Below are 20,804 nucleotides of genomic sequence, written 5' to 3'. Positions count from 1 at the left end.
CCACAGAGCCCCCGTCGGCAAAGCGACGAGGGCTCATGGACGATCGAGGTTGATCTTCTTGGATTATGGCTACTTGCGTTCGAAGGACCAGATTGTGCTGCTGTCGGTCGATCCGGTGTTCCATTTCACTTCGCCGGCCGAGGATCCGTACATGTAGTGCCTGTCGGATTGTTCGTTGTTGAGCCGGAAGCCTCCGGCGGTTGATTCGAGCCTCCAGAGTGAATCCGGGGTGACTTCGCCGGAGTTCCAGATGACGGCGTTGTTCGGTTCGGAGTCGGCGTAGAACCGACCGGTTCTCGCGTTCCTGATCGTCCAAGCGCCGGAGGAGTGCTGCGTGACGACCCAGTCCTGGTCGTCGTAGGAGCTGGGGGCGGCGAGGACGACCGCGCCGTTCGCGTCCGAGTCCAGGTACTTGCCCGTCGCCACGTTTTTGATCCTGTAGGTGGCAGACGGCAGGCCCGGGCTGCCACCACCGCCGACGCCGCTCATGATGGCATCTATGATGCCCTGCTGGGTCACCGCATAGGAATGCCGGTTGAACAGCCCGAACCCGTACCGTCCGGTTTCGCCGTTGTCCCAGTAGACCGGGGCCGCTCCGTACTTCTTGGCGGTGGACGCGACGGCGCGCGTGTAGTCCGCGCGGTACCTGGGGTTCGATGAATCGAACGATGACTTGTCGATCGCGCCGTACTCACCGACGACTACCGGGTATCCCCGCACGACGAATTTGTCGTACATCTTCTTCAATTGCGCGTCCAGGTAGTCTTCCTGTCCCCAGGTCGACTTCTTTGACGGATTGGTCGCCCCTCGTCCCCATTGCGTGATGGTGCCGCTCTCCTCTCCGGCGAAGTCCCACGGGTCGTAGTAATGAACGGAGATCATGATGCGCTGTTCATTACTGGGGATGGAGGGGGAGCGATATTGGTCGGTCGGCAGCACGAAGCCGTAGTTCCCTGCGGTGTACTCTATGTTCGTGTTCCAGCCGGGAACGAGCAGCCACCTTGAACCGTTGTTCCCACCGGTCCTCCGGACGGTGTCCACGAAGATCTGGTTGTAGCTGTTGATGTTCGAGTAGCACGGCTGGGTGGGGCGGCCGAATTGACCGTCGAAGTTTTCGTTCATGGACTCCAGGATCAGGCGCTGGTCGTAGTTCTGGAACCTGGTCGCGATCTGTTGCCAGACCTTCTGGTACTTGGCCCTGATCGCCGTCTGGTTGGACGAGTCACAGATCAGCCAGGAGTCGTAGATGGTCTTGTAGCCGTCGCCGTGCATGTTGATCACCACGTACAGGCCACGGTTGTAGGCATAGTTGACGACTTCCTGGATCCTGTTCAGCCAGGCGGCGTTGATCGTGTAGTCCGGGCCGGGGCCTATGTGCCGCAGATAGGAGACCGGGATTCGTATTGTTTTGAATCCCGCGGATTTCACCTTGTCGATGAGGGCCTGCGTGATGGTCGGCTGGCCCCACGCCGTTTCGCTGGGGTATCCGTTGGAGTTGGCATCCAGCTGGTTCCCCAGGTTCCAGCCGGCGCCCATGTCCGCGACGATCTGCGAGGCGTTCAGCTGTGTCGTGGTGTCGGCCGATGCCTGGTTCGTCAAGCCGGTGACAGATGCGGCGATCGCCAACATCACGGCAAGGAAAATGGTTTTGATCTTCCCTGCTGGTGAAACCATGGGTCATTCCTCTCTTCCAGTCCTGAGGGTGGAGAAATCAAGTACATCTATCTGCCTGGGCGCGGTGGCGGTGGTCATGGCGCAGGCGTTCGCCCCCCGGTGATCATGAGAGGGAAGCGCCGGCGCATGCGCGGAGCGGTTAGGCGGACTGGGCGGCGCGACCACTTCGCCGTGACACAGATTTCCTTCGGTCCTGGGGGCATGAGGCCGTACTCGAATCCAGCGGCCGGAGTCGCCGGCCTCGTTCGAAGTGTGGCCCTGCGTCAAGGCGATGAACGTACACGGTCAAACCGTTCGCCGATGTAAGCGCATGCTGGAGATCGTTTCAAGTGTTGTGCGCGAAGTGATGTGAACGTGCACAGTGCGTCGGTGACCGTCCGTGGCACTCGCAGCCGTGGGCGGCAAGCGAGATCCCTCTGTCGCTCGGTTGCTTCACTCGGCGTCCGATCGGGCATCGGGATGTCAATCAATCAGCCGATGTCCGGGTGTGTCCCCGGCACGAGGTGGCCGTCGGAGACATCGGGGCGACGGTGCGCGCTGCGCGCCGCGTTGCGTCGCGGTGGCGGGGATGCGCGCCAGCGGTCTGACCCCCGAGTTCAGAGGGATTGGGTCGCAGAGATTGACAGATGGGAGTCCGGTGGCGACTCTTTCTGTTATTCGACATGGTGTGGGAGCGTTCACAGTGATGTGGCCGCAGCGAGCAGGTCGCAGGTATCGCCCCACGCCACCTCGGGCCTTTGTACCCCCGCATCGGTGGTGACAGGAGGCACTTCATGCGTGAGTCACGGCCGGTCGGCTCGACAGTTGCGGTAGTTCCCGGGCCAGCGTACGAGTCTGAGCCCTCGGTGGCCGACTGCACAGCAAGGGACCGGAGTCCGGCATCGGCGGGTGTCGGGGGACAAGGCCTGCGCGCCGTACTTCAACTGAGCCTCCTCAAGCACGCCTGTCCCAGTTCCGTGGAGCAGCCGTTCGCGAAGTCCGTTCGGCCGCCACCGGAGCGATCAAGGGGTGGGCCGCTCGCTCGGAAGGTGGGGCACGCGCCAAGGACAGTGTCACCCGGCTTCTGGCGCTGGGCACCGGAGCGGCCGCCGGATACACGCAGTGCCACCACGTCGACTACTTCCTCGGTGCCGGCATGACCCGGCCGCCCCGGCCGAACATCACCTACCCCGGGAGATGACGCAGTGAGAACCGCGAAGTCCGTCACCCATGCCCTCCTGCTCCCGGTGGTCACGGCGAGCTCCATCGCCATGGCCCCCGGCTCCGCGTCCGCGAGCGACGCGGTGACGGGAAACACCTACTATGTCGCCCCAAATGGGAATGACGGCGCAGCAGGTACGCAGGCCGCTCCGTGGGCATCGATCGCCCGTGCGCAGGCCGTCGCCAAGGCGGGTGACACGGTCTACTTCCGGGGCGGCACCTACGCCTACACCCGCGCGAACAGCGCCTGCTCGAGCCAGACCGCCAGAGTCGACGCGATCACCCTGAACAAGAGCGGCAGCTCGGGCAACCCGATCCGGTACTGGGCCCATCCGGGCGAGAAACCGGTCTTCGACTTCTCGCGGATGACGGACAACTGCCGCATCAAGGGCTTCAACGTCACCGGCAGCTGGATCCACCTCAAAGGACTGGAAGTCAAGGGCGTTCCGCAGAACAACAACCGGAACGCCGAGTCCTGGGGGCTCTGGGTCTCCGGCAGCAACAACGTCTTCGAGCAGATCAACACCCACCACCACATGGGAACCGGCCTGTTCATCAGCGGCGGGGGCGGCAACCTCGTCCTCAACTCGGACGCGCACGACAACTACGACCCGCGCAGCAGTGACGGGCCTGGTGAAAACGCCGACGGGTTCGGTTCGCATTACACGCCGGCCGGCCGCCCCGCGAACGTGTTCCGGGGCTGCCGCGCATGGTGGAACGCCGATGACGGGTTCGACCTCATCTCCACCTACTCGCCCGTGATCATCGAAAACTCGTGGGCCTGGCGCAACGGGTACGTGCCGGGGACGACGACGCCCTCCGGCAACGGAGCCGGCTTCAAGTCGGGCGGCTACGGGGGTGACTACGAGGCCAACGCGCCGAAGCACACCGTCCGCTTCTCGGTGGCGTTCCTCAACAAGGCGGCCGGCTTCTACGCCAACCACCACCCGGTGGCCAACGACTTCTTCAACAACACCGGCTACGGAAACCACCCCAACTTCAACATGCGTGGCGTCGATTCGCGCGGCGCCGCCGTCGGCCGGGGCAACCTGCGCAACAACATCGCCTACACCGGAACGCCGACGTCGTACATGACCGGCACGAACGCCGCGTACAACTCCTGGAGCCTCGGCGTCCCCCTGTCGAACTCCCAGTTCCAGAGCGTGTCGACGTCCGGCTGGGACGCGCCCCGCCGGACCGACGGGAGCCTTCCCGTGCTGCCCCACCTCCGTCTCGCGGCGAACAGTGCCCTGATCGACAAGGGCACCGACGTGGGACTGCCCTTCAGCGGAAGTGCGCCGGACCTCGGCGCCTTTGAAAACGATGGAAGGTGACATCTTGAGGCAAAGATCGCGTGTCGTTTCGAAGTACTGGAAGGTGGCTGCCGCCGCGTTGTTGTCCGTGGCGTTAGCGGCACCGCTCTCGGCGGGCACCGCTGCGGCGGAGACACCTGCAACGAAGACATCGGCCATGAAGGCATCGGCAACGGCGCTCCAGGACCAGGATGCCGCTGCCGCTCCGGTGGTGGATCGCGGCCTCAAGTACCTGGTGTCCGACTACCGGACACGCACTCCGTCGAAGTACACGGCTGACTCCTGGAAGCCCTTCGCCAAGGCGTTGACCTCCGCCGCCGATGTCGCCGGCGACACGTCGGCCACCACAACGGACGTCGCCGCCGCGAAGACGGCACTGATGACCGCCGCCGCCGATCTGAAGGCCGCTGACGAGGGCACGTTCCAGACCATCACGAACAACACCTTCTGGAACGACACCAGCGGCAACCCCATCTATTCGCAGGGCGGCGGAGTCTTCAAGTTCGGCGACACCTACTACTGGTACGGCGTGCACTACACCGGCGCCGAGCTCTACCGGGCCAATCCGACGAGGAAGTACGACGGCAACGTCAGCTTCGTCTCGATCCCCGTGTACTCGTCCAAGGACCTGGTGAACTGGAAGTTCGAGAACCGGGTCGCGACGCGCTCCACCGGCGTGGGCAGCGGCGCCAACCTGGGTGGTGCGGGCTGGGTCGGGCGGCTCGGCGTCTCGTACAACGAGAACACCGGCAAGTACGTGCTCGCCGTACAGATGTGGCACACGGGCAGGGGCGGGCACGGCGTTCTGCTGCTGCAGGGCGACTCACCCACCGACACCTTCGACTACGGCTACTTCCAGACCCAGATCACCAACTCGCCCACGACCGGCACCGGGGATCAGACCGTCTTCACCGACGACAACGGCAAGGACTACCTGATCTTCTCCAACCGCGAAGGACGATCGCGCGGCTTCGTGGCCAAGTTCCGGGAGTCCGACTCGCTGCGGATCGAGCCAGGCGTGGAGATCCGCCGCGGCGACGGTCGCGAGGGCAACGCCATGTTCAAGCTCGACGGCAAGTACTACCACGCGGCGTCGGACCTGCACGGCTGGAACACCTCGGTCAACTACGTCAATGAGTCGACCAGCAGCAACGTTCAGGGCTCGTACAGCAGCGAGTACGTCCTTGCCGGCACCGAGATGGACTACAGCCACGTGACCCAGACCGGGTTCTTCGTGACGGTCAAGGGCACCAAGCAGAACACGGTGATCTACGCCGGCGACCGCTGGGCCGACTTCGCCTGGAACGGCATCGGGTACAACCAGTGGGTGCCGATCACCAAGACCGGCGCGAGGCCGCGGTTCCACTCGGTGAGCCAGTGGCAGTTCAACGTCACGACCGGAGAGTGGCGTGTCGGGCCGGCGAACAACTACATCCTCAACCCGGACATCCAGGCTGACCGCATCATCGTCTCCAGTGTGCGGGGATGGCGGAACCTCGGCGGTTCGGTGACCAACGTCAACGGTGGTGCGAACGGGTCTCGCTTCGCCCTCCAGGTGAGCAACAGCGGCGGCGTCGAGCAGCGGATCGAGTCGGTGCCCGCAGGCACCTACACCCTGTCCCTGCACGCTCGGGGTAGCGCCGGACAGGTCGTGATCACCGGCGCCAACGGCAGCCAACGCACCCTCAGCATCCCGTCGTCGAGCGGCTGGGCCAAGCGCGAGCTCACCGGCATAGCGCTGCCCAGCGGGGCCGCCACCGTCACCGTGCGGGCGTCGGGTTCGGGCGGCGTCACCGTCGACCAACTCTCACTGGTCAAGACCTCTGCCGACGCGCCATCGGGACAGCGTTACGAGGCAGAGACCGCGCCGGCGGTGTGTCAGGGCACGATCGACTCGAACCAAGCGGGCTTTTCCGGTAGCGGGTTCTGCAACGGCAGTGCCGCTGCGGGGGCATTCGCGCAGTTCACGGTGACCCCGGCGACCGCTGGTACGGCGACGGTGGCGGTCCGGTTCGCCAATGGCTCCACCAGCGGTGCGAGGCCGGCGAATCTGGTCGTCAACGGAACCACGGTGGGGACGGTTTCGTTCGAGTCCACCGGTGCGTGGACGACGTGGACGACCAAGACCGTGACCGTCTCGTTGAACGCCGGCAGCAACACCATCCGGTTGGATCCGACCACGGCAGCCGGACTGCCCAACGTCGACTACCTCGATCTCGGTGCCGCGGCTGCCTGACCTCCCCTTCTCTGCCGGTCTTCTCCACCGGCAGGGAGTACCGAGTCGCGTGCTTCGGACCACGACACCGCGTGACCGCGGTGCGCTGTGCAACGAGCAGTACCCGATGAAAAGCGACGGCCGGCCGCGTCGAGTGGCAGGAGCATCCGCACCCGCTCTCGCGCCGCGCGTCCGGTCGACCTGCCGCCGACTGGACGCACCCGGCAACGGGCCCGGCCGAACACCAATCGCCACACCCTTCCCCGCACCCAAGGAGACATCCATGACCATGCAACGACGGACATTCCTCAGGATGAGCGCGGCCGGAGCGACGGGCGTGGGTCTGTCCCTGCTCGCCGCGGGGCAGGCATCAGCCGCCGCCGGTCCGCTGGCCACGGCGCCGACCACGCCGTTCGCGGTCGGTGTGCGCCGGTATGACTGGACCCGTGGCAGCCGCCCGTGCACCACCTACGTCTACTACCCCGCCACCGGCACCCCCGGCGGCAGCCCGGTGACGAACGCCCCTGTCGCAGGCGGTGTCTTCCCCGTCTACAACTTCACCCACGGCTTCGGAAGCAGCCCGCAGAACTCCCTGTTCATCATCCGGGCCCTGGCCGCGGCGGGCTTCATCGTCCCCGCCCCGCACTTCAACCACAACTTCACCGACGTGAACAACGGCAACACCTCCAAGGACGTCTCGCAGGTCCTCACCAACACCCTCGCCCTCAACGCGAGCGGACCGCTGGCCGGGCGCATCAACACCGGCATCGGCGTCGGCGTCTCGGGCCACTCCCTGGGCGGCATGGTCACCCATGGCCTGCTGACTTCCTGGCCCGACAGCCGGATCATCTCCGCCAACCCGCAGTCCTGCGTGGACATGGGCAACCCCGCCGCCTCGGTCTCCGCCAAGGTCCTGTTCGTCCACGGCGACCGGGATTCGACCACGTCGTACTCCTCGGCCCGGCAGGCGTACACGGAGATGCGCTGGCCCAAGGCGTTCCTCACCTTCGTCGGCGGCAGCCACACCAGCTTCTGGAGCGACAACCGCTTCCCGAACACCGTCGTCGACTGGGCCCGCTGGACGATGTACGGCGACACCGCAGCGCGGGACCGCCTCCCGGCCGACGCGGCCGGGTCCAACACCCGGTGGGAAGCCCAGCTGGGTGACTCGACCGGCGGCCCGGCCGCCTACGCCCTGGTGGCCCAGCACAGCGGCAAGGCCGCCGACATCAACGAGGCCTCCACCGCCTCCGGGGCACGGCTCGTCCAGTGGACCGCCAACAGCCGCCCCAACCAGCAGTTCGAGTTCGTGGACGCCGGCGACGGCCACGTCCGCGTCAAGGCCCGGCACAGCGGCCTGTTCCTCCAGCCCACGGGCACCGCGACCGGCGCGGACGTCGTCCAGCAGGCCGGCACCGGCGCCACCGGCCAGCAGTGGCGCGTGGTCGACCACGGCGGTGACGTGATCAGCCTCGTCAACAGGGAGTCCGGCCTGGCCATGGACGTCTGGGAGTACTCGACCGTCGACGGCGCCCGCATCTCCACGTGGACCTACACCGGCAACGCCAACCAGCGCTTCACCCGCCGCCGCGTCTGACCCGAGACCTGTCGGGTCACCGCTCGGGCAACAGGCCGGGCGGTGGCCCGACACGGCGCCGACAACCCCTCGCGACGCGATTGGCCAAGATCGTGAAAACGCGGCCGACCACACCTGAGACGGCCAGGGAACCGCAGGTCAGGTCCGTGGGTTGGTCATGGCAAACGAGAACCCGCAGAGACGTCCTCCTGGCCGCCGCACCGGCGTCCTCCCGGGCCAGTCGGTGCGGCCACCACACCTTCGGTCCCACGTCCAGGAACAGCGACGTCACCAGGACCGAGCGCACGACGAACGTGTCGATGAGGACGCCGAGGGCGACCGCGAAGCCGACCATCGGGAGGGTGCCGAGCGCGGCGAACGTGCCGGCCAGGACCAGGCCGGCGGAGGTGATGACCGCGCCGGTGGCGGCCAGGCCGGTGATCACGCCCGCTCTGGTCCCCTGGCGGGCCGCCTCCTCGCGGATGCGGGTGGTCAGGAAGATGTTGTAGTCGATGCCCAGGGCGACCAGGAACACGAACACGAACAGCGGGAAGTCGGTCGCCTCGCCCGCGTAGCCGAAGAGGTACCGGAAAGCGAGTGCGATGATGCCGAGGGCGGCCGCGAACGACAGGATCACCGTGCCGATGAGCAGCAGCGGGGCGATCAGGGCGCGCAGCAGGACGCAGAGGATCATCAGGACGACCACCAGCACCAGCGGGATGATCAGCAGGTTGTCGTGCGTGGTCGCCTCGTCCATGTCCGGCAGGGCCGCCGTACCGCCGCCCAGCTCTTCATGGCGACCCCCTGCGCGGGAGCGCCCCGCCACGGGCGCGGGGAACCGCGCGGCCGGTCACACCCAGCCCGCGGCCGGACGGAACCGCCGGCCCTTCGGCACCCCTACGGCCCAGGCACAGCGCAGCGCATAGTCTTAGGACATGGCCGTGCAGATCAACCCCAGCATCCTGTCCGCCGACTTCGCCCGCCTCGCGGACGAGGCGAAGGCCGTGGAAGGAGCCGACTGGCTCCACGTCGACGTCATGGACAGCCATTTCGTCCCGAACCTCACCCTCGGCGTGCCGGTCGTGGAGTCGCTCGCCCGTGCGACGGACACTCCGCTGGACTGCCATCTGATGATCGAAGCCCCCGATCGGTGGGCGCCCCAGTACGTGGAAGCCGGGGCCGGTTCCGTCACCTTCCATGTCGAGGCCGCCGCCGCCCCGGTCCGGCTCGCCCGGGAGATCCGGGCCAAGGGCGCCCGCGCCTCCATGGCGCTGAAGCCCGCGACCCCCATCGAGCCGTACGAGGACCTGCTCCCCGAGCTCGACATGCTGCTGATCATGACGGTCGAACCGGGCTTCGGGGGACAGGCCTTCCTCGACATCATGCTTCCGAAGATCCGCCGCACCCGCGAGTTGATCAGCAAGCACGGTCTGGAGCTCTGGCTCCAGGTCGACGGCGGAGTTTCCGCTTCCACCATCGAGCGGTGCGCGGACGCCGGAGCCGACGTCTTCGTGGCCGGATCGGCGGTCTACGGGGCAAACGACCCGGCCGAGGCGGTACGTGCACTACGCACGCAGGCCGAGGCGACCACCGCCAAGGCCTCCTGGGCCTGCGACCACTGAGCCACAGCAAAGTGAACGGCTCTCATCAGGGCTGATCAACCGCGCCGGATCTGCAAGGATGAACGGCGAATCCAGAGTGTGAACAGCAGTGAGGAGATCGCCGTGTCGGGTATGTCGGCGGGCCGGTCAGCCATGCGGATGGGACCCGCTGAGCTGGTGCAGGCGGCGGCCATGGCCCGCCGCTTCTACCTCGAGGGCAAGTCCAAGATCCAGATCGCGGAGGAGTTCGGCGTCAGCCGCTTCAAGGTGGCCCGGGTCCTGGAGACCGCCCTCGAACGGGATCTCGTGCGTATCGAGATCCGTGTGCCTGCGGAGCTGGACGCCGAGCGCTCGGACGCGCTCCGCGCCCGCTACGGCCTCAGGCACGCCGTCGTGGTCGAGTCCCCGGCCGAGGCGGAGGAGTCACCCGACCCCGAGAACCTGGGAGAGGTGGCCGCCGACCTGCTCGCCGAGCTGGTCAACGAAGGCGATGTGCTGGGCCTGGCCTGGGGCCGCTCCACCATCCACATGGCGGCGGCGCTCGACCGGCTGCCGCCCTGCACGGTGGTGCAGCTGACGGGCGTGTACGACGCCGGGACCGCCGAGCGCGGCTCGGTCGAGGCCGTACGTCGTGCCGCCCAGGTGTCCGGCGGTGACGCGCACCCCATCTACGCGCCGATGCTGCTGCCCGACGCGGCCACGGCCATGGCACTGCGCCATCAGACCGGGATCGCCCGGGCCTTCGAGTACTTCGACAAGGTCACGGTCGCCTGTGTCTCCATCGGTTCCTGGGAGCCGGGTATCTCGACGGTGCACGACATGCTCAGTGACGAGGAGCGGGCGCACTACGCCTCGCTCGGCGTCGCCGCCGAGATGTCCGCGCACCTCTTCGACGCGGAGGGGCGCCGGGTCGGGCGGGACCTGGGGGAGCGGTGCATCACGGTCAAGGCCGACCAGCTCCGCCGTATCCCGGAGGTCGTCGCGATCGCGGGCGGGCAGCGCAAGGGGCCCGCGATCGACGCGGTACTGCGCTCCGGGCTCGTCACCAGCCTGGTGACGGACACGTCGGCGGCGGACTACCTGATGACGGCGGGTCCGGCGCCCAGGTCCGCGCTCAACCGGTCCGACCCGGACGGAGTCTGACGGGTGGTCGGCCAGGCGCACGGGGTGCACGACCCGGCGGGCCGGATCGTGGTCGTCCTGGACCTCGACGGGGTCACGGACAAGGCGGGCCTCATGGACCGCTGCGCCCGTGACCTCGTCCTGCCCGAATGGTTCGGCCGCAACTGGGACGCCCTCGCCGACTGCCTGGCCGACCCCGCCCTGTGGCCCGAAGGGGCCCAGGAGCGGGGTCTGCTGGTCGTCGTGCGGGGCTGGCGGACGTACGCGAAGACGCGGCCCGAGGAGTGGCAGGTCGCGGAGGAGATCTTCGCCGAGGCGACGGACCGGGGCCCGGGCCTCTTCGTCACCCTCGGCCTTGGAGCATCCTCCGAGCGGGGCCCCGACCAGCCTGGATGATCCGCTGGGCGTCGACCGCGCCGGTCTCATGGGACAATGAAGTACGTGCTCTTTCCCCCTGTCCGGCCGGCCAGGGGGTCACCTCTGATCGACTGGGATGTGCGGCACGTGCGTTTCCTCAATGACATCCAGCCCGGGTACGACCTGACGTACGACGACGTCTTCATGGTGCCGAGCCGCTCCGCGGTGGGCTCGCGGCAGGGCGTCGACCTCAGCTCCCCGGACGGCACGGGCACCACCATCCCGCTCGTCGTCGCCAACATGACCGCCATCGCAGGGCGCCGCATGGCCGAGACCGTGGCCCGCCGCGGCGGCCTCGTGGTGATACCGCAGGACATCCCGATCGAAGTGGTCACCGACGTCGTCTCCTGGGTGAAGAGCCGCCATCTGGTGCTGGACACCCCGATCATCCTGTCCCCGCACCAGACCGTCGCGGACGCGCTGGGGCTGCTGCCCAAGCGGGCGCACAACGCCGCTGTCGTCGTCGACGAGAACCACAAGCCCGTCGGCGTGGTCACCGACGCCGATCTGTCCGGCGTCGACCGCTTCACGCAACTCGCCGAGGTCATGTCCCGGGACCTGCTGCTCATCGACGCGGACAAGGACCCGGGCGAGGCCTTCGACACCCTCGACCACGCCAACCGCCGGTACGCCCCCGCCGTCAACAAGGACGGCACGCTCGCCGGCATCCTCACCCGTAAGGGCGCCCTGCGCGCCACGCTCTACACGCCGGCCACCGACGCGCAGGGCCGGCTGCGCATCGCCGCCGCCGTCGGTATCAACGGCGACGTCGCGGGCAAGGCCGAGCAACTGCTGGACGCCGGCGTCGACACGCTCGTCATCGACACCGCGCACGGCCACCAGGAGTCGATGATCAGCGCCCTGAAGCTGGTGCGCGACCTCGACCCGCAGGTGCCGATCGCCGCGGGCAACGTGGTGGCCGCGGCGGGCGTGCGCGACCTCATCGAGGCGGGCGCGGACATCGTCAAGGTCGGTGTCGGACCCGGCGCCATGTGCACCACGCGCATGATGACCGGCGTCGGCCGGCCGCAGTTCTCCGCCGTCCTGGAGTGCGCCGCCGAGGCGAAGAAGCACGGCAAGCACGTGTGGGCCGACGGCGGTGTCCGGCACCCTCGTGACGTGGCCATGGCCCTCGCGGCCGGCGCGTCCAACGTGATGGTCGGCTCCTGGTTCGCGGGCACCTACGAGTCCCCGGGCGACCTGCAGCACGATGCCCAGGGGCGCGCCTACAAGGAGTCCTTCGGCATGGCGTCCGCCCGTGCCGTGCGCAACCGCACCTCGGAGGAGTCGGCGTACGACCGGGCCCGCAAGGCGCTGTTCGAAGAGGGCATCTCCACCTCCCGCATGTTCCTGGACCCGGCCCGCCCGGGTGTCGAGGACCTGATCGACTCGATCATCGCGGGCGTCCGCTCCTCCTGCACCTACGCCGGTGCCGGCTCGCTGGAGGAGTTCGCGGAGAAGGCCATCGTCGGCATCCAGAGCGCCGCCGGCTACGCCGAGGGCAAGCCGCTGCACGCCAGCTGGAGCTGACGCGCCGACGCCCCCGCGCCAGGCCCTCGACGGAAAATCGGGGGCCTTGTGCGTGCGGGCGCCCTACCGTCGTACGACATGGAGATCACCGGCTGCCGGGCCGCCGACGTGGCACTGCTCGACCAGTACATCGGCTCCCCGGGCGCCACCTCGTTCCACGCGAGCCGCTTCGCGCGCCAGGAGCGGGGCCTGAGCACGTATCTCGTCGCCTGGCTCGGCCAACGGCCCGTCGGGCACACGGAGCTGCGTTGGTACGGCTGTGACGAAGCGACCGTACGCGCGGTGCGGCCCGGCTGCCCGGAGATCAACGCGCTGACCGTGTGGCCCGCGACACTGCGCTCGCGCGGCATCGGCAGCGCCCTGGTCCGGGCGGCCGAGGAAATGGCCCGCGAGCAGGGCCGCACGGCCATCGGCCTCGGGGTCGCCGACGACAACCCGCGCGCCGCCGCCCTCTACGCCCGGCTCGGTCACCTGCCGCTCGCGCCTTACCTCGGCCGCTGGTCCTACGAGGACCACGACGGCGTCACGCTCGAATGTGTCGAGAAGCTCACTTTCCTCGTGAAAGAGCTGCCCTGAACAAGTCCTGCGCAACGGACGAAAACCGCTGTGCAACGAACCTCCGGTACGCTCCCATGTACGCAATGATCTTGCGGGCATGCGCAAGGTTGCTGCATTACACGGGCAACGCCGCTGCTCGTAGGCTGTCGCCTCGTACGTGGCGTGGCGGGGACCCCGCTCGGTGGGTTCCCCGTGGGACGGGGACGCCGGCGCTCCCGCCGCCCTGATCCGCAGCGACGAAGGAGCCGCGCGTGCTCGACCAAGGAGCACCCCCGCACAGCAGCAGTAAGACCGCCCCGCCAGCCCCGGGCATCGGTGCGCGCCTCATGCGTCGCAAGCCCGTGGAACGCCTGGTCGCGGAGGGTGGCCAGGGTGAGGGAGGGGCGCTGCGCCGCACCCTCGGGCTGTGGCAGCTCACCATGATCAGCATCGGTGCCACCCTCGGCACCGGCATCTTCGTCGTGCTCGGCGAGGCCGTCCCCAAGGCGGGCCCGGCCGTCACGCTCGCCTTCGTCATCGCCGGCCTGACAGCCCTTTTCTCGGCCCTGTCCTACGCCGAGCTGGCGGGCACCATCCCGGTCTCCGGCTCCTCGTACTCGTATGCGTACGCAACGATGGGCGAGCTGATCGCCTGGATATGCGGCTGGTGTCTGGTCCTGGAGTACGGCGTGTCCGTCGCCGCCGTCGCCGTCGGCTGGGGCGAGTACCTCAACGAACTGCTCGACGGGACCATCGGCGTCACCATCCCCGCCGCCCTGTCCGCACCGCCCGGCGACGGCGGAGTGTTCAACCTGCCCGCGCTGATCGTCGTGCTGCTCGCGATGGCGTTCCTGCTGGGCGGCGCCCGCGAGTCCGCCCGCGCCAACACGGTCATGGTCATCGTGAAGATCGCCGCGCTGGTGATGTTCTGCGCCATCGGCGTCCAGGGCTTCCGCTCCGGCAACTACGAGAACTTCATGCCGCTCGGCATGGCCGGTGTCAGCGCCGCCGGCGCCACGCTGTTCTTCTCCTACATCGGCTTCGACGCCGCCTCCACCGCCGGCGAGGAGGCCAAGAACGCCCAGCGCGACCTGCCGCGCGCCATCATGCTGTCGCTCGTCATCGTGACCGCGCTGTACGTCCTCGTCGCCGCCGTCGCCGTCGGTGCCAAGCCCTGGAAGAACTTCACCGACTCCGAGGCCGCCCTCGCCCAGATCATGCGCGAGGTCACCGGGCAGACGTTCTGGGGCACGCTGCTCGCCTTCTGCGCCGTCATCGCCATCGCGAGCGTGGTGCTGACCGTGCTGTACGGCCAGACCCGCATCCTGTTCGCCATGTCCCGCGACGGGCTGGTGCCGAAGGTGTTCGCCAAGGTCCACCCGAAGACCGGCACGCCCCGCGCCAACACCCTGATCGTGTCGCTGTTCTGCGGTGTCCTGGCCGCCGCGATCCCGCTCGGGCAGCTCGCCGACGCCACCAGCATCGGCACCCTCTTCGCCTTCGCGCTGGTCAACGTGGCCGTCGTGGTGCTGCGCCGGACCCGGCCGGACATGCCCCGCACCTTCCGGGTGCCGCTGTCCCCGGTCCTGCCCGCGCTGGGCTTCGCCTTCTGCCTCTGGATGATGGGCAGCCTGTCGGCCGTGACCTGGGTGGTCTTCGGTGTCTGGATGGCCGCCGGGCTCGTGTTCTACTTCGTGTACGGCTACCGCCGTTCCCGACTCGCACCATCCGAAAAGTGACCAACCCACTGTGCTGAACGATCTCGACGAACGCATCGTGCACGCCCTCGCCGAGGACGCCCGGCGCTCCTATGCCGACATCGGCCAACTCGTCGGCCTGTCCGCGCCCGCGGTGAAACGGCGCGTGGACCGGCTGCGTGCCACCGGAGCCATCACCGGCTTCACCGTACGGGTGGACCCGGTTGCCCTCGGCTGGCAGACCGAGGGGTTCGTCGAGATCTACTGCCGGGGCAACACCTCCCCGGAGACCATCCAGCGGGGTCTGGAGCGCTACCAGGAGGTCGTGGCCGCGTCCACCGTCACCGGGGACGCGGACGCGATCGCCCAGGTCTTCGCCTCCGACATGCGGCACTTCGAACGGGTCCTGGAGCGGATCGCCGGGGAGCCGTTCGTCGAGCGGACCAAGTCCGTGCTCGTCCTGTCGCCGCTGCTGCGGCGCTTCTCCTCGGGATCGCCGACCTAGGGCACTGCCGACCTGGCGCCGTGCCGGCCCAGCGCTCTGTCGGGCGCGTCCGCCGACCGCCGTCAGCAGCCGCCGTACGCCGAGCGCGTGCCCGCCCGTGGCCAGGACGAGCAGCCGGTAGAGAGCGCCGGCCGGGCCGGGGAACCTCGCCCGGGTCCGGGCACGCAGCCGGGTGCGACCCGGGCCGGCCTCGTCGAGGCGGAAGAGCAGGGTGTACGTCGAGAAGTGATGGCGTCCGATCAGGACCAACTCCGAGCCCGGAACCGCGGAAGCCACCCGGAAACCGGGGAACGTCGAGCCCTCGGCCAGCGGGCTGGGCCCGGAGGCCGTGCGGTCGGCGCAGCCGACCAGGCGTGCGTACGCGGCCGCTCGGCCACCCCCGAAGGAGCGGTCGAGAACCTCACCGAGCTCCCTCCAGACCACATCGGCGTCCGCGGCGACGACCGTCGTGTGCTCGTCGACGTACGGGAGGGACAGCGGTGCGGCGGCGTCCATGAAGATCCCCTTCGCCGGCGGGTTCGGCTTCCCCTCACAGTCTCGCGCGCCGGTTCGGGCGCAGGCCTCCTCCGGTGTGCGGAGGTCCGCCGCCGCTCGGCGGAGGCGCGCGCCGCCCGCCCTGCTCCCGGCGGCGTACGCCCATCGAGGCATTCTCGCTGTGGTCCTGGCCCCGGCCCGCCTACCATCGGTGTCATGACCTGGCGACATTGATCCACCCGCCGCGCCTCCCGAGGGCCGCCTCGGCCGCCGTACGTCCCGCACGTCCGGTGTCCGAACCGCCCCCTCGGGAAGGCCCCATGACTCTCACACCCGCACGCGTGCCCACGACCGGTGTCCGCCGGCTGACGAGCACGCTGTACGGCTACGCGTTCCTCGAAGACTTCGTCCTGCTCTACCCGGTGTACGCGCTGCTGTTCAGCGACACCGGTCTGTCGGTCTGGCAGATCTCCTCCCTGTTCGTCCTGTGGTCCGCCACGGGCGTGGCCCTGGAGGTCCCCTCCGGCGCCTGGGCCGACGCATGCTCCCGGCGGCTGCTGCTGGCCTTCGGGCCGCTGCTCACCGCCGTCGGCTTCGCCCTCTGGACGCTCCTGCCGTCCTACGGCGCCTTCGCGCTCGGCTTCGTCCTCTGGGGCGCCGGCGGAGCCCTGGTCTCCGGCGCCCGGGAGGCACTGGTCTACGACGAACTGGAACGGCTCGGCGCGGCCGACCGGTACGCCCACGTCATGGGCCGGGCCCGCGCGGCCGGCCTGCTGGCCACGATGGCGGCGATGGCACTGGCCGGGCCGGTGCTCGCCCGGGGCGGTCACGCCGCCGTCGGCGCCGCGAGCGTGCTGGTGTGCCTGCTGGGCGCGGCGACGGCGGTCCGCCTCCCCGAACACCGCGCCCCGGCGGCCGCACCGGACGGCTGGACCGCGACCCTGAAGGACGGACTCGCCGTGGCCCGGGCCGACCGGTCCGTACGCGGAGCGCTGCTGCTCCTCCCGGCCGTCACCGCCGTCTGGGGCGCCCTCGACGAGTACACGCCGCTGCTGGTGCGCGACACCGGCGTCTCCGACGTGCTGGTGCCCTACCTGCTCCTGCTGATCTGGGCGGGCGCCACGGCCGGAGGCCTGCTGGCCGGGGCGGGCGAGCGCCTGGGCGGCAAGGGCCTCGCGGCGCTGCTCGCGGGCGCGGCCCTCGCCCTGGCCGCGGGTGCCGGCGCGGGCAGCCCGTCCGGCGTCGCCCTGGTGGCCGTGGCCTTCGGCGGGTTCCAGGCGGCGAGCGTCCTGGCCGACGTACGGCTCCAGCGGCGCATCGACGACACCCGGCGCGCCACCCTCACCTCGGTCGCCGGGCTGGGCACCGACCTCGGCACGATCACCGTCTACGGCGGCTACGGGCTGCTCGGCACGGCCACGGGGCACGGCACCGCCTTCGCGTGGTTCGCGGTGCCGTACCTGGTGACGGCGCTGCTGCTGGCGGCCAGGCCCTCGTCCGTCAGAGCTCGGGCTGCCAGGGAGTGACCGAGAAGTCGCCGGTGCCCTCCTTGACCTTCTCGAAGGGCGCGGCGCTGACACACTTCGGCAGGTCCTTCGTGGCGGTCGGGGTGCCGGTCGAGGCCCAGCTGTAGCCGAGCCGGTCGCGGTGACCGACATCGTGCACGGTGATCCCGACACGCTTGCCCTTCGCGCCGGGCAGGTCGGAGGAGGTGATGACACCGGAGACGACGGCGACCTTGCCACCGGTGATCAGGCAGTCGACCTTCGCCTTCGCCCAGGCGCCCTGGCCGTTCAGGTAGTGGCTCCACTCGAAGGTGCCGGTGGCCTTCATCGGGTCGGCCGTGTCCTTCGCGGCCAGGTGCGCGTCGAAGGAGAAGGTGATGTCGTCCCCGGCCGAGCGGTACAGCTTGGCCTCGCCGGTGAGCGCGGCGGCCTCGGGCCCGCTCTCGACGGGGGCGGAGGCTCCGGCGGAGCCGGCCGCGGCGGCGACGGTGAGCAGCAGCGCGGAGCCGAGTAAAGCGGTCTTCGTACGGCGGTTCATGGTGGTCCCTTCCTCAGGTGACGCACGTCGACTGGACGCTCACCACTGTCCCGGCGCGGCGCCCGCGCCACATCGCACCGCAGACCGGACCCCGCCTCCGCCGCCCGGCGGGGAAACACCGCCCGGGCCTGCGCCCGAGGGAGGACCGGACGGGCCCGCAACGAATCGCCGCCAAGCCCTGTGCGGACGCAATGATCCGCTCACGGACGCGCAACGGCTGCTTCTTGTCCCGCCGAAGCCGCCGACCGTACCGTCTATCCGGCCCCCGAAACTCCCGCGTACCGGTGAGGAACACGCATGCGCACCGCCCTGCTCCAGAGCTCCGGCCGGCCCGGCTCCACCGTCGAGAACCTCAAGGTCCTCGACGAGGCCGCGGGCCGGGCCGCCGCCGCCGGCGCGGGGCTGCTCCTCACGCCGGAGATGTTCCTCACCGGCTACGCGATCGGCGACGGCATCGCACGGCTCGCCGAGCCCGCCGACGGCGACTGCGCGGACGCGATCGCCGAGATCGCCACGAGCCACGGCCTGGCGATCGCCTACGGCTACCCCGAGCGAGCCGGCGACACCGTGTTCAACTCCGCCCAGCTGATCTCCGCCGACGGCGCCCGGCTCGCGAACTACCGCAAGACCCACCTCTTCGGCTGCTTCGAGCGCGACCACTTCACGCCCGGGGACCAGCCGGTCGTCCAGGCGGAGATCGACGGCCTGCGCGTCGGGCTCCTGATCTGCTACGACGTCGAGTTCCCGGAGAACGTCCGCGCCCACGCCCTCGCCGGCACCGATCTGCTGGTCGTCCCCACCGCGCAGATGCACCCGTTCCAGTTCGTCGCCGAGTCGATGATCCCGGTGCGGGCCTTCGAGAACCAGATGTACGTCGCGTACGTCAACCGGGTCGGCCGGGAGGGCGAGTTCGAATTCGTGGGCCTGTCCACGCTCGCCGGCCCCGACGGGGTCGCCCGCGCCCGGGCCGGACGCGGTGAGGACCTCGTCCTGGCCGACGTCGACCCCGCCTTCCTCGCCGCGTCGCGCGAGGCCAACCCGTATCTGCGGGACCGGCGTCCCGGCCTGTACCGGCCGCTCGTCTGAAACCCCTCAAAACGCCTGTTCGTATCTGTGCAAGGAGTCCGCACCCCATGACGTCCACCGTGCCCAACGCCGTCGAGCACGCAGACGCGCAGCAGCCGCCGATCACCATGTTCGGCCCGGACTTCCCGTACGCGTACGACGACTTCCTCGCCCACCCGGCGGGTCTCGGGCAGATACCCGCGACCGAGCACGGCACGGAGGTCGCGGTCATCGGCGGCGGGCTGTCCGGCATCGTCGCCGCGTACGAGCTGATGAAGATGGGCCTCAAGCCGGTCGTGTACGAGGCCGACCGGATCGGCGGGCGGCTGCGGACGGTGGGCTTCGACGGATGCGAGAAGTCCCTCACCGCCGAGATGGGCGCGATGCGCTTCCCGCCGTCCTCCACGGCGCTGCAGCACTACATCGACCTCGCCGGCCTTCAGACGCGGCCGTTCCCCAACCCCCTCGCGGAGGCGACCCCGTCGACCGTCGTCGACCTCAAGGGCGAGTCGCACTACGCCGAGACGATCGACGACCTGCCCCAGGTGTACCGGGACGTCGCCCAGGCGTGGAACCGGTGCCTGGAGGAGGGCGCCGACTTCTCCGGCATGAACCGCGCCCTGCGCGAACGGGACGTACCGCGCATCCGTGAAATCTGGTCCCGGCTCGTGGAGAAGCTCGACAACCAGACCTTCTACGGCTTCCTCTGCGACTCCGAGGCGTTCAGGTCCTTCCGGCACCGCGAGATCTTCGGCCAGGTCGGCTTCGGCACGGGCGGCTGGGACACCGACTTCCCCAACTCCATCCTGGAGATCCTGCGCGTCGTCTACACCGAGGCCGACGACCACCACCGCGGCATCGTCGGCGGCTCCCAGCAGCTGCCGCTGCGCCTCTGGGAGCGCGAGCCGCAGAAGATCGTCCACTGGGCGCCGGGGACGTCGCTCGCGACCCTGCACGAAGGCGGCGAACCGCGCCCGGCGGTGACCCGCCTGCACCGCACGGCCGGCAACCGGATCACGGTGACGGACGCGCACGGCGACATCCGCACCTACCAGGCGGCGATCTTCACCGCCCAGTCCTGGATGCTGCTGTCGAAGATCCAGTGCGACGACTCGCTCTTCCCGATCGACCACTGGACGGCGATCGAGCGCACCCACTACATGGAGAGCTCCAAGCTCTTCGTGCCGGTCGACCGTCCCTTCTGGCTGGACAAGGACGAGGAGACGGGCCGGGACGTCATGTCGATGACGCTCACCGACCGTATGACGCGCGGTACTTACCTGCTCGACGACGGCCCGGACAAGCCCGCCGTCATCTGCCTCTCCTACACCTGGTGCGACGACAGTCTGAAGTGGCTGCCGCTGTCCGCGAACGAGCGGATGGAGGTCATGCTGAAGTCGCTCGGCGAGATCTATCCCAAGGTCGACATCCGCAAGCACATCATCGGCAACCCGGTCACCGTCTCCTGGGAGAACGAGCCCTACTTCATGGGCGCGTTCAAGGCCAACCTGCCCGGCCACTACCGCTACCAGCGGCGCCTGTTCACGCACTTCATGCAGGACCGGCTGCCCGAGGACAAGCGCGGCATCTTCCTCGCCGGTGACGACATCTCCTGGACGGCCGGCTGGGCCGAGGGCGCCGTCCAGACCGCCCTCAACGCCGTCTGGGGCGTCATGCACCACCTCGGCGGCACGACCGACCCGACCAACCCGGGACCCGGTGACGTGTACGACGAGATCGCGCCGGTGGAGCTGCCGGAGGACTGACCGGACGGGGCCCTGCGCCGGGCCCGGCCGTCACGGCCTGTTCCCGGCGCGGGTGGCGATCCGACGGGC

The 20,804-nt window shown here is 69.2% G+C and carries 14 protein-coding genes and 3 pseudogenes; 14 read left to right on the top strand and 3 right to left on the bottom strand.

The window, feature by feature from the left end; genetic code table 11:
* Nucleotides 1-69: 69 nt before the first annotated feature.
* Complete coding sequence (locus tag ACWD1U_RS18275) at nt 70-1,674, bottom strand: cellulase family glycosylhydrolase (protein WP_451108633.1); 1,605 nt, start codon at nt 1,672-1,674, stop codon at nt 70-72.
* A gap of 1,184 nt (nt 1,675-2,858) precedes the next feature.
* Here ACWD1U_RS18275 and ACWD1U_RS18270 point away from each other — a divergent pair.
* The 4 genes and pseudogenes from ACWD1U_RS18270 (at nt 2,859) to ACWD1U_RS18255 (ending at nt 7,999) form a co-directional block, all read left to right on the top strand.
* Nucleotides 2,859-4,208 (top strand): right-handed parallel beta-helix repeat-containing protein, encoded by a 1,350-nt coding sequence (locus tag ACWD1U_RS18270; protein ID WP_451108631.1) that lies wholly within the window; start codon nt 2,859-2,861, stop codon nt 4,206-4,208.
* A pseudogene (locus ACWD1U_RS18265) lies at nt 4,198-5,358 on the top strand (family 43 glycosylhydrolase); the annotation flags it as partial. The gene ACWD1U_RS18270 and the pseudogene ACWD1U_RS18265, both read left to right, overlap by 11 nt.
* Before the next feature lie 639 nt (nt 5,359-5,997).
* Nucleotides 5,998-6,402 (top strand): annotated as a pseudogene (locus tag ACWD1U_RS18260) (carbohydrate-binding protein); the annotation flags it as partial.
* 283 nt (nt 6,403-6,685) lie between these two features.
* Entirely contained in the window at nt 6,686-7,999 is a 1,314-nt protein-coding gene (locus tag ACWD1U_RS18255; protein WP_451108629.1) for an RICIN domain-containing protein, read from the top strand.
* 193 nt (nt 8,000-8,192) lie between these two features.
* On the opposite strand, the pseudogene ACWD1U_RS18250 reads toward ACWD1U_RS18255, so the two are convergent.
* Nucleotides 8,193-8,768, bottom strand: a pseudogene (locus ACWD1U_RS18250) (MMPL family transporter); the annotation flags it as partial.
* A 145-nt stretch (nt 8,769-8,913) separates the two neighbouring features.
* On the opposite strand from ACWD1U_RS18250, the gene rpe reads away from it, so the two are divergent.
* The 8 genes from rpe (at nt 8,914) to ACWD1U_RS18210 (ending at nt 17,387) form a co-directional block, all read left to right on the top strand.
* Complete coding sequence (gene rpe, locus ACWD1U_RS18245; RefSeq protein WP_451108627.1) at nt 8,914-9,600, top strand: ribulose-phosphate 3-epimerase; 687 nt, start codon at nt 8,914-8,916, stop codon at nt 9,598-9,600.
* Nucleotides 9,601-9,678: 78 nt separating this feature from the next.
* Nucleotides 9,679-10,722, top strand: a complete 1,044-nt coding sequence (locus ACWD1U_RS18240) for a sugar-binding transcriptional regulator (RefSeq protein WP_451108625.1) — start codon at nt 9,679-9,681, stop codon at nt 10,720-10,722.
* Nucleotides 10,723-10,725: 3 nt separating this feature from the next.
* Complete coding sequence (locus ACWD1U_RS18235; RefSeq protein ID WP_451108623.1) at nt 10,726-11,097, top strand: barstar family protein; 372 nt, start codon at nt 10,726-10,728, stop codon at nt 11,095-11,097.
* Between the two features lie 108 nt (nt 11,098-11,205).
* Nucleotides 11,206-12,648, top strand: coding sequence for a GuaB1 family IMP dehydrogenase-related protein (locus tag ACWD1U_RS18230; RefSeq protein WP_451108621.1), 1,443 nt, complete (start codon nt 11,206-11,208; stop codon nt 12,646-12,648).
* Nucleotides 12,649-12,726: 78 nt separating this feature from the next.
* A complete protein-coding gene (locus ACWD1U_RS18225) occupies nt 12,727-13,224 on the top strand; it encodes a GNAT family N-acetyltransferase (protein ID WP_451108619.1) in 498 nt (165 codons plus the stop codon).
* 233 nt (nt 13,225-13,457) lie between these two features.
* Complete coding sequence (locus ACWD1U_RS18220) at nt 13,458-14,924, top strand: amino acid permease (RefSeq protein WP_451108618.1); 1,467 nt, start codon at nt 13,458-13,460, stop codon at nt 14,922-14,924.
* A gap of 10 nt (nt 14,925-14,934) precedes the next feature.
* On the top strand, nt 14,935-15,387 hold the full coding sequence (locus ACWD1U_RS18215; protein ID WP_451108616.1) for an Lrp/AsnC family transcriptional regulator: 453 nt from the start codon (nt 14,935-14,937) through the stop codon (nt 15,385-15,387).
* 794 nt (nt 15,388-16,181) lie between these two features.
* Complete coding sequence (locus ACWD1U_RS18210; protein ID WP_451108614.1) at nt 16,182-17,387, top strand: MFS transporter; 1,206 nt, start codon at nt 16,182-16,184, stop codon at nt 17,385-17,387.
* Here ACWD1U_RS18210 and ACWD1U_RS18205 read toward each other — a convergent pair.
* Nucleotides 17,362-17,904 carry a Repetin gene (locus tag ACWD1U_RS18205; RefSeq protein WP_451108612.1) on the bottom strand — a complete coding sequence of 181 codons (543 nt, stop codon included), beginning with the start codon at nt 17,902-17,904 and terminating at the stop codon, nt 17,362-17,364. The genes ACWD1U_RS18210 and ACWD1U_RS18205 overlap by 26 nt on opposite strands.
* A 297-nt stretch (nt 17,905-18,201) precedes the next feature.
* Between ACWD1U_RS18205 and ACWD1U_RS18200 the strand changes: the two genes are divergently transcribed.
* Together ACWD1U_RS18200 and ACWD1U_RS18195 are read left to right on the top strand one after the other, a co-directional pair.
* On the top strand, nt 18,202-18,990 hold the full coding sequence (locus ACWD1U_RS18200; protein WP_451108610.1) for a carbon-nitrogen hydrolase family protein: 789 nt from the start codon (nt 18,202-18,204) through the stop codon (nt 18,988-18,990).
* Between the two features lie 47 nt (nt 18,991-19,037).
* Nucleotides 19,038-20,735, top strand: a complete 1,698-nt coding sequence (locus ACWD1U_RS18195; protein WP_451108608.1) for a flavin monoamine oxidase family protein — start codon at nt 19,038-19,040, stop codon at nt 20,733-20,735.
* Nucleotides 20,736-20,804: the final 69 nt, after the last annotated feature.

The sequence above is a fragment of the Streptomyces sp. NPDC002788 genome, assembly GCF_053592115.1.
The sequence above is the reverse complement of the archived record's forward strand: the minus strand, read 5'-3'. Positions and strand labels throughout refer to the sequence as shown.

Bases quoted from the DNA above. Each gene is read 5' to 3' on its own strand.
- ACWD1U_RS18275 (WP_451108633.1), bottom strand. From the start codon at position 1,674: ATGGTTTCACCAGCAGGGAAGATCAAAACCATTTTCCTTGCCGTGATG.
- ACWD1U_RS18255 (WP_451108629.1), top strand. From the start codon at position 6,686: ATGACCATGCAACGACGGACATTCCTCAGGATGAGCGCGGCCGGAGCG.
- rpe (WP_451108627.1), top strand. From the start codon at position 8,914: ATGGCCGTGCAGATCAACCCCAGCATCCTGTCCGCCGACTTCGCCCGC.
- ACWD1U_RS18225 (WP_451108619.1), top strand. From the start codon at position 12,727: ATGGAGATCACCGGCTGCCGGGCCGCCGACGTGGCACTGCTCGACCAG.
- ACWD1U_RS18210 (WP_451108614.1), top strand. From the start codon at position 16,182: ATGACTCTCACACCCGCACGCGTGCCCACGACCGGTGTCCGCCGGCTG.
- ACWD1U_RS18205 (WP_451108612.1), bottom strand. From the start codon at position 17,904: ATGAACCGCCGTACGAAGACCGCTTTACTCGGCTCCGCGCTGCTGCTC.
- ACWD1U_RS18200 (WP_451108610.1), top strand. From the start codon at position 18,202: ATGCGCACCGCCCTGCTCCAGAGCTCCGGCCGGCCCGGCTCCACCGTC.
- ACWD1U_RS18195 (WP_451108608.1), top strand. From the start codon at position 19,038: ATGACGTCCACCGTGCCCAACGCCGTCGAGCACGCAGACGCGCAGCAG.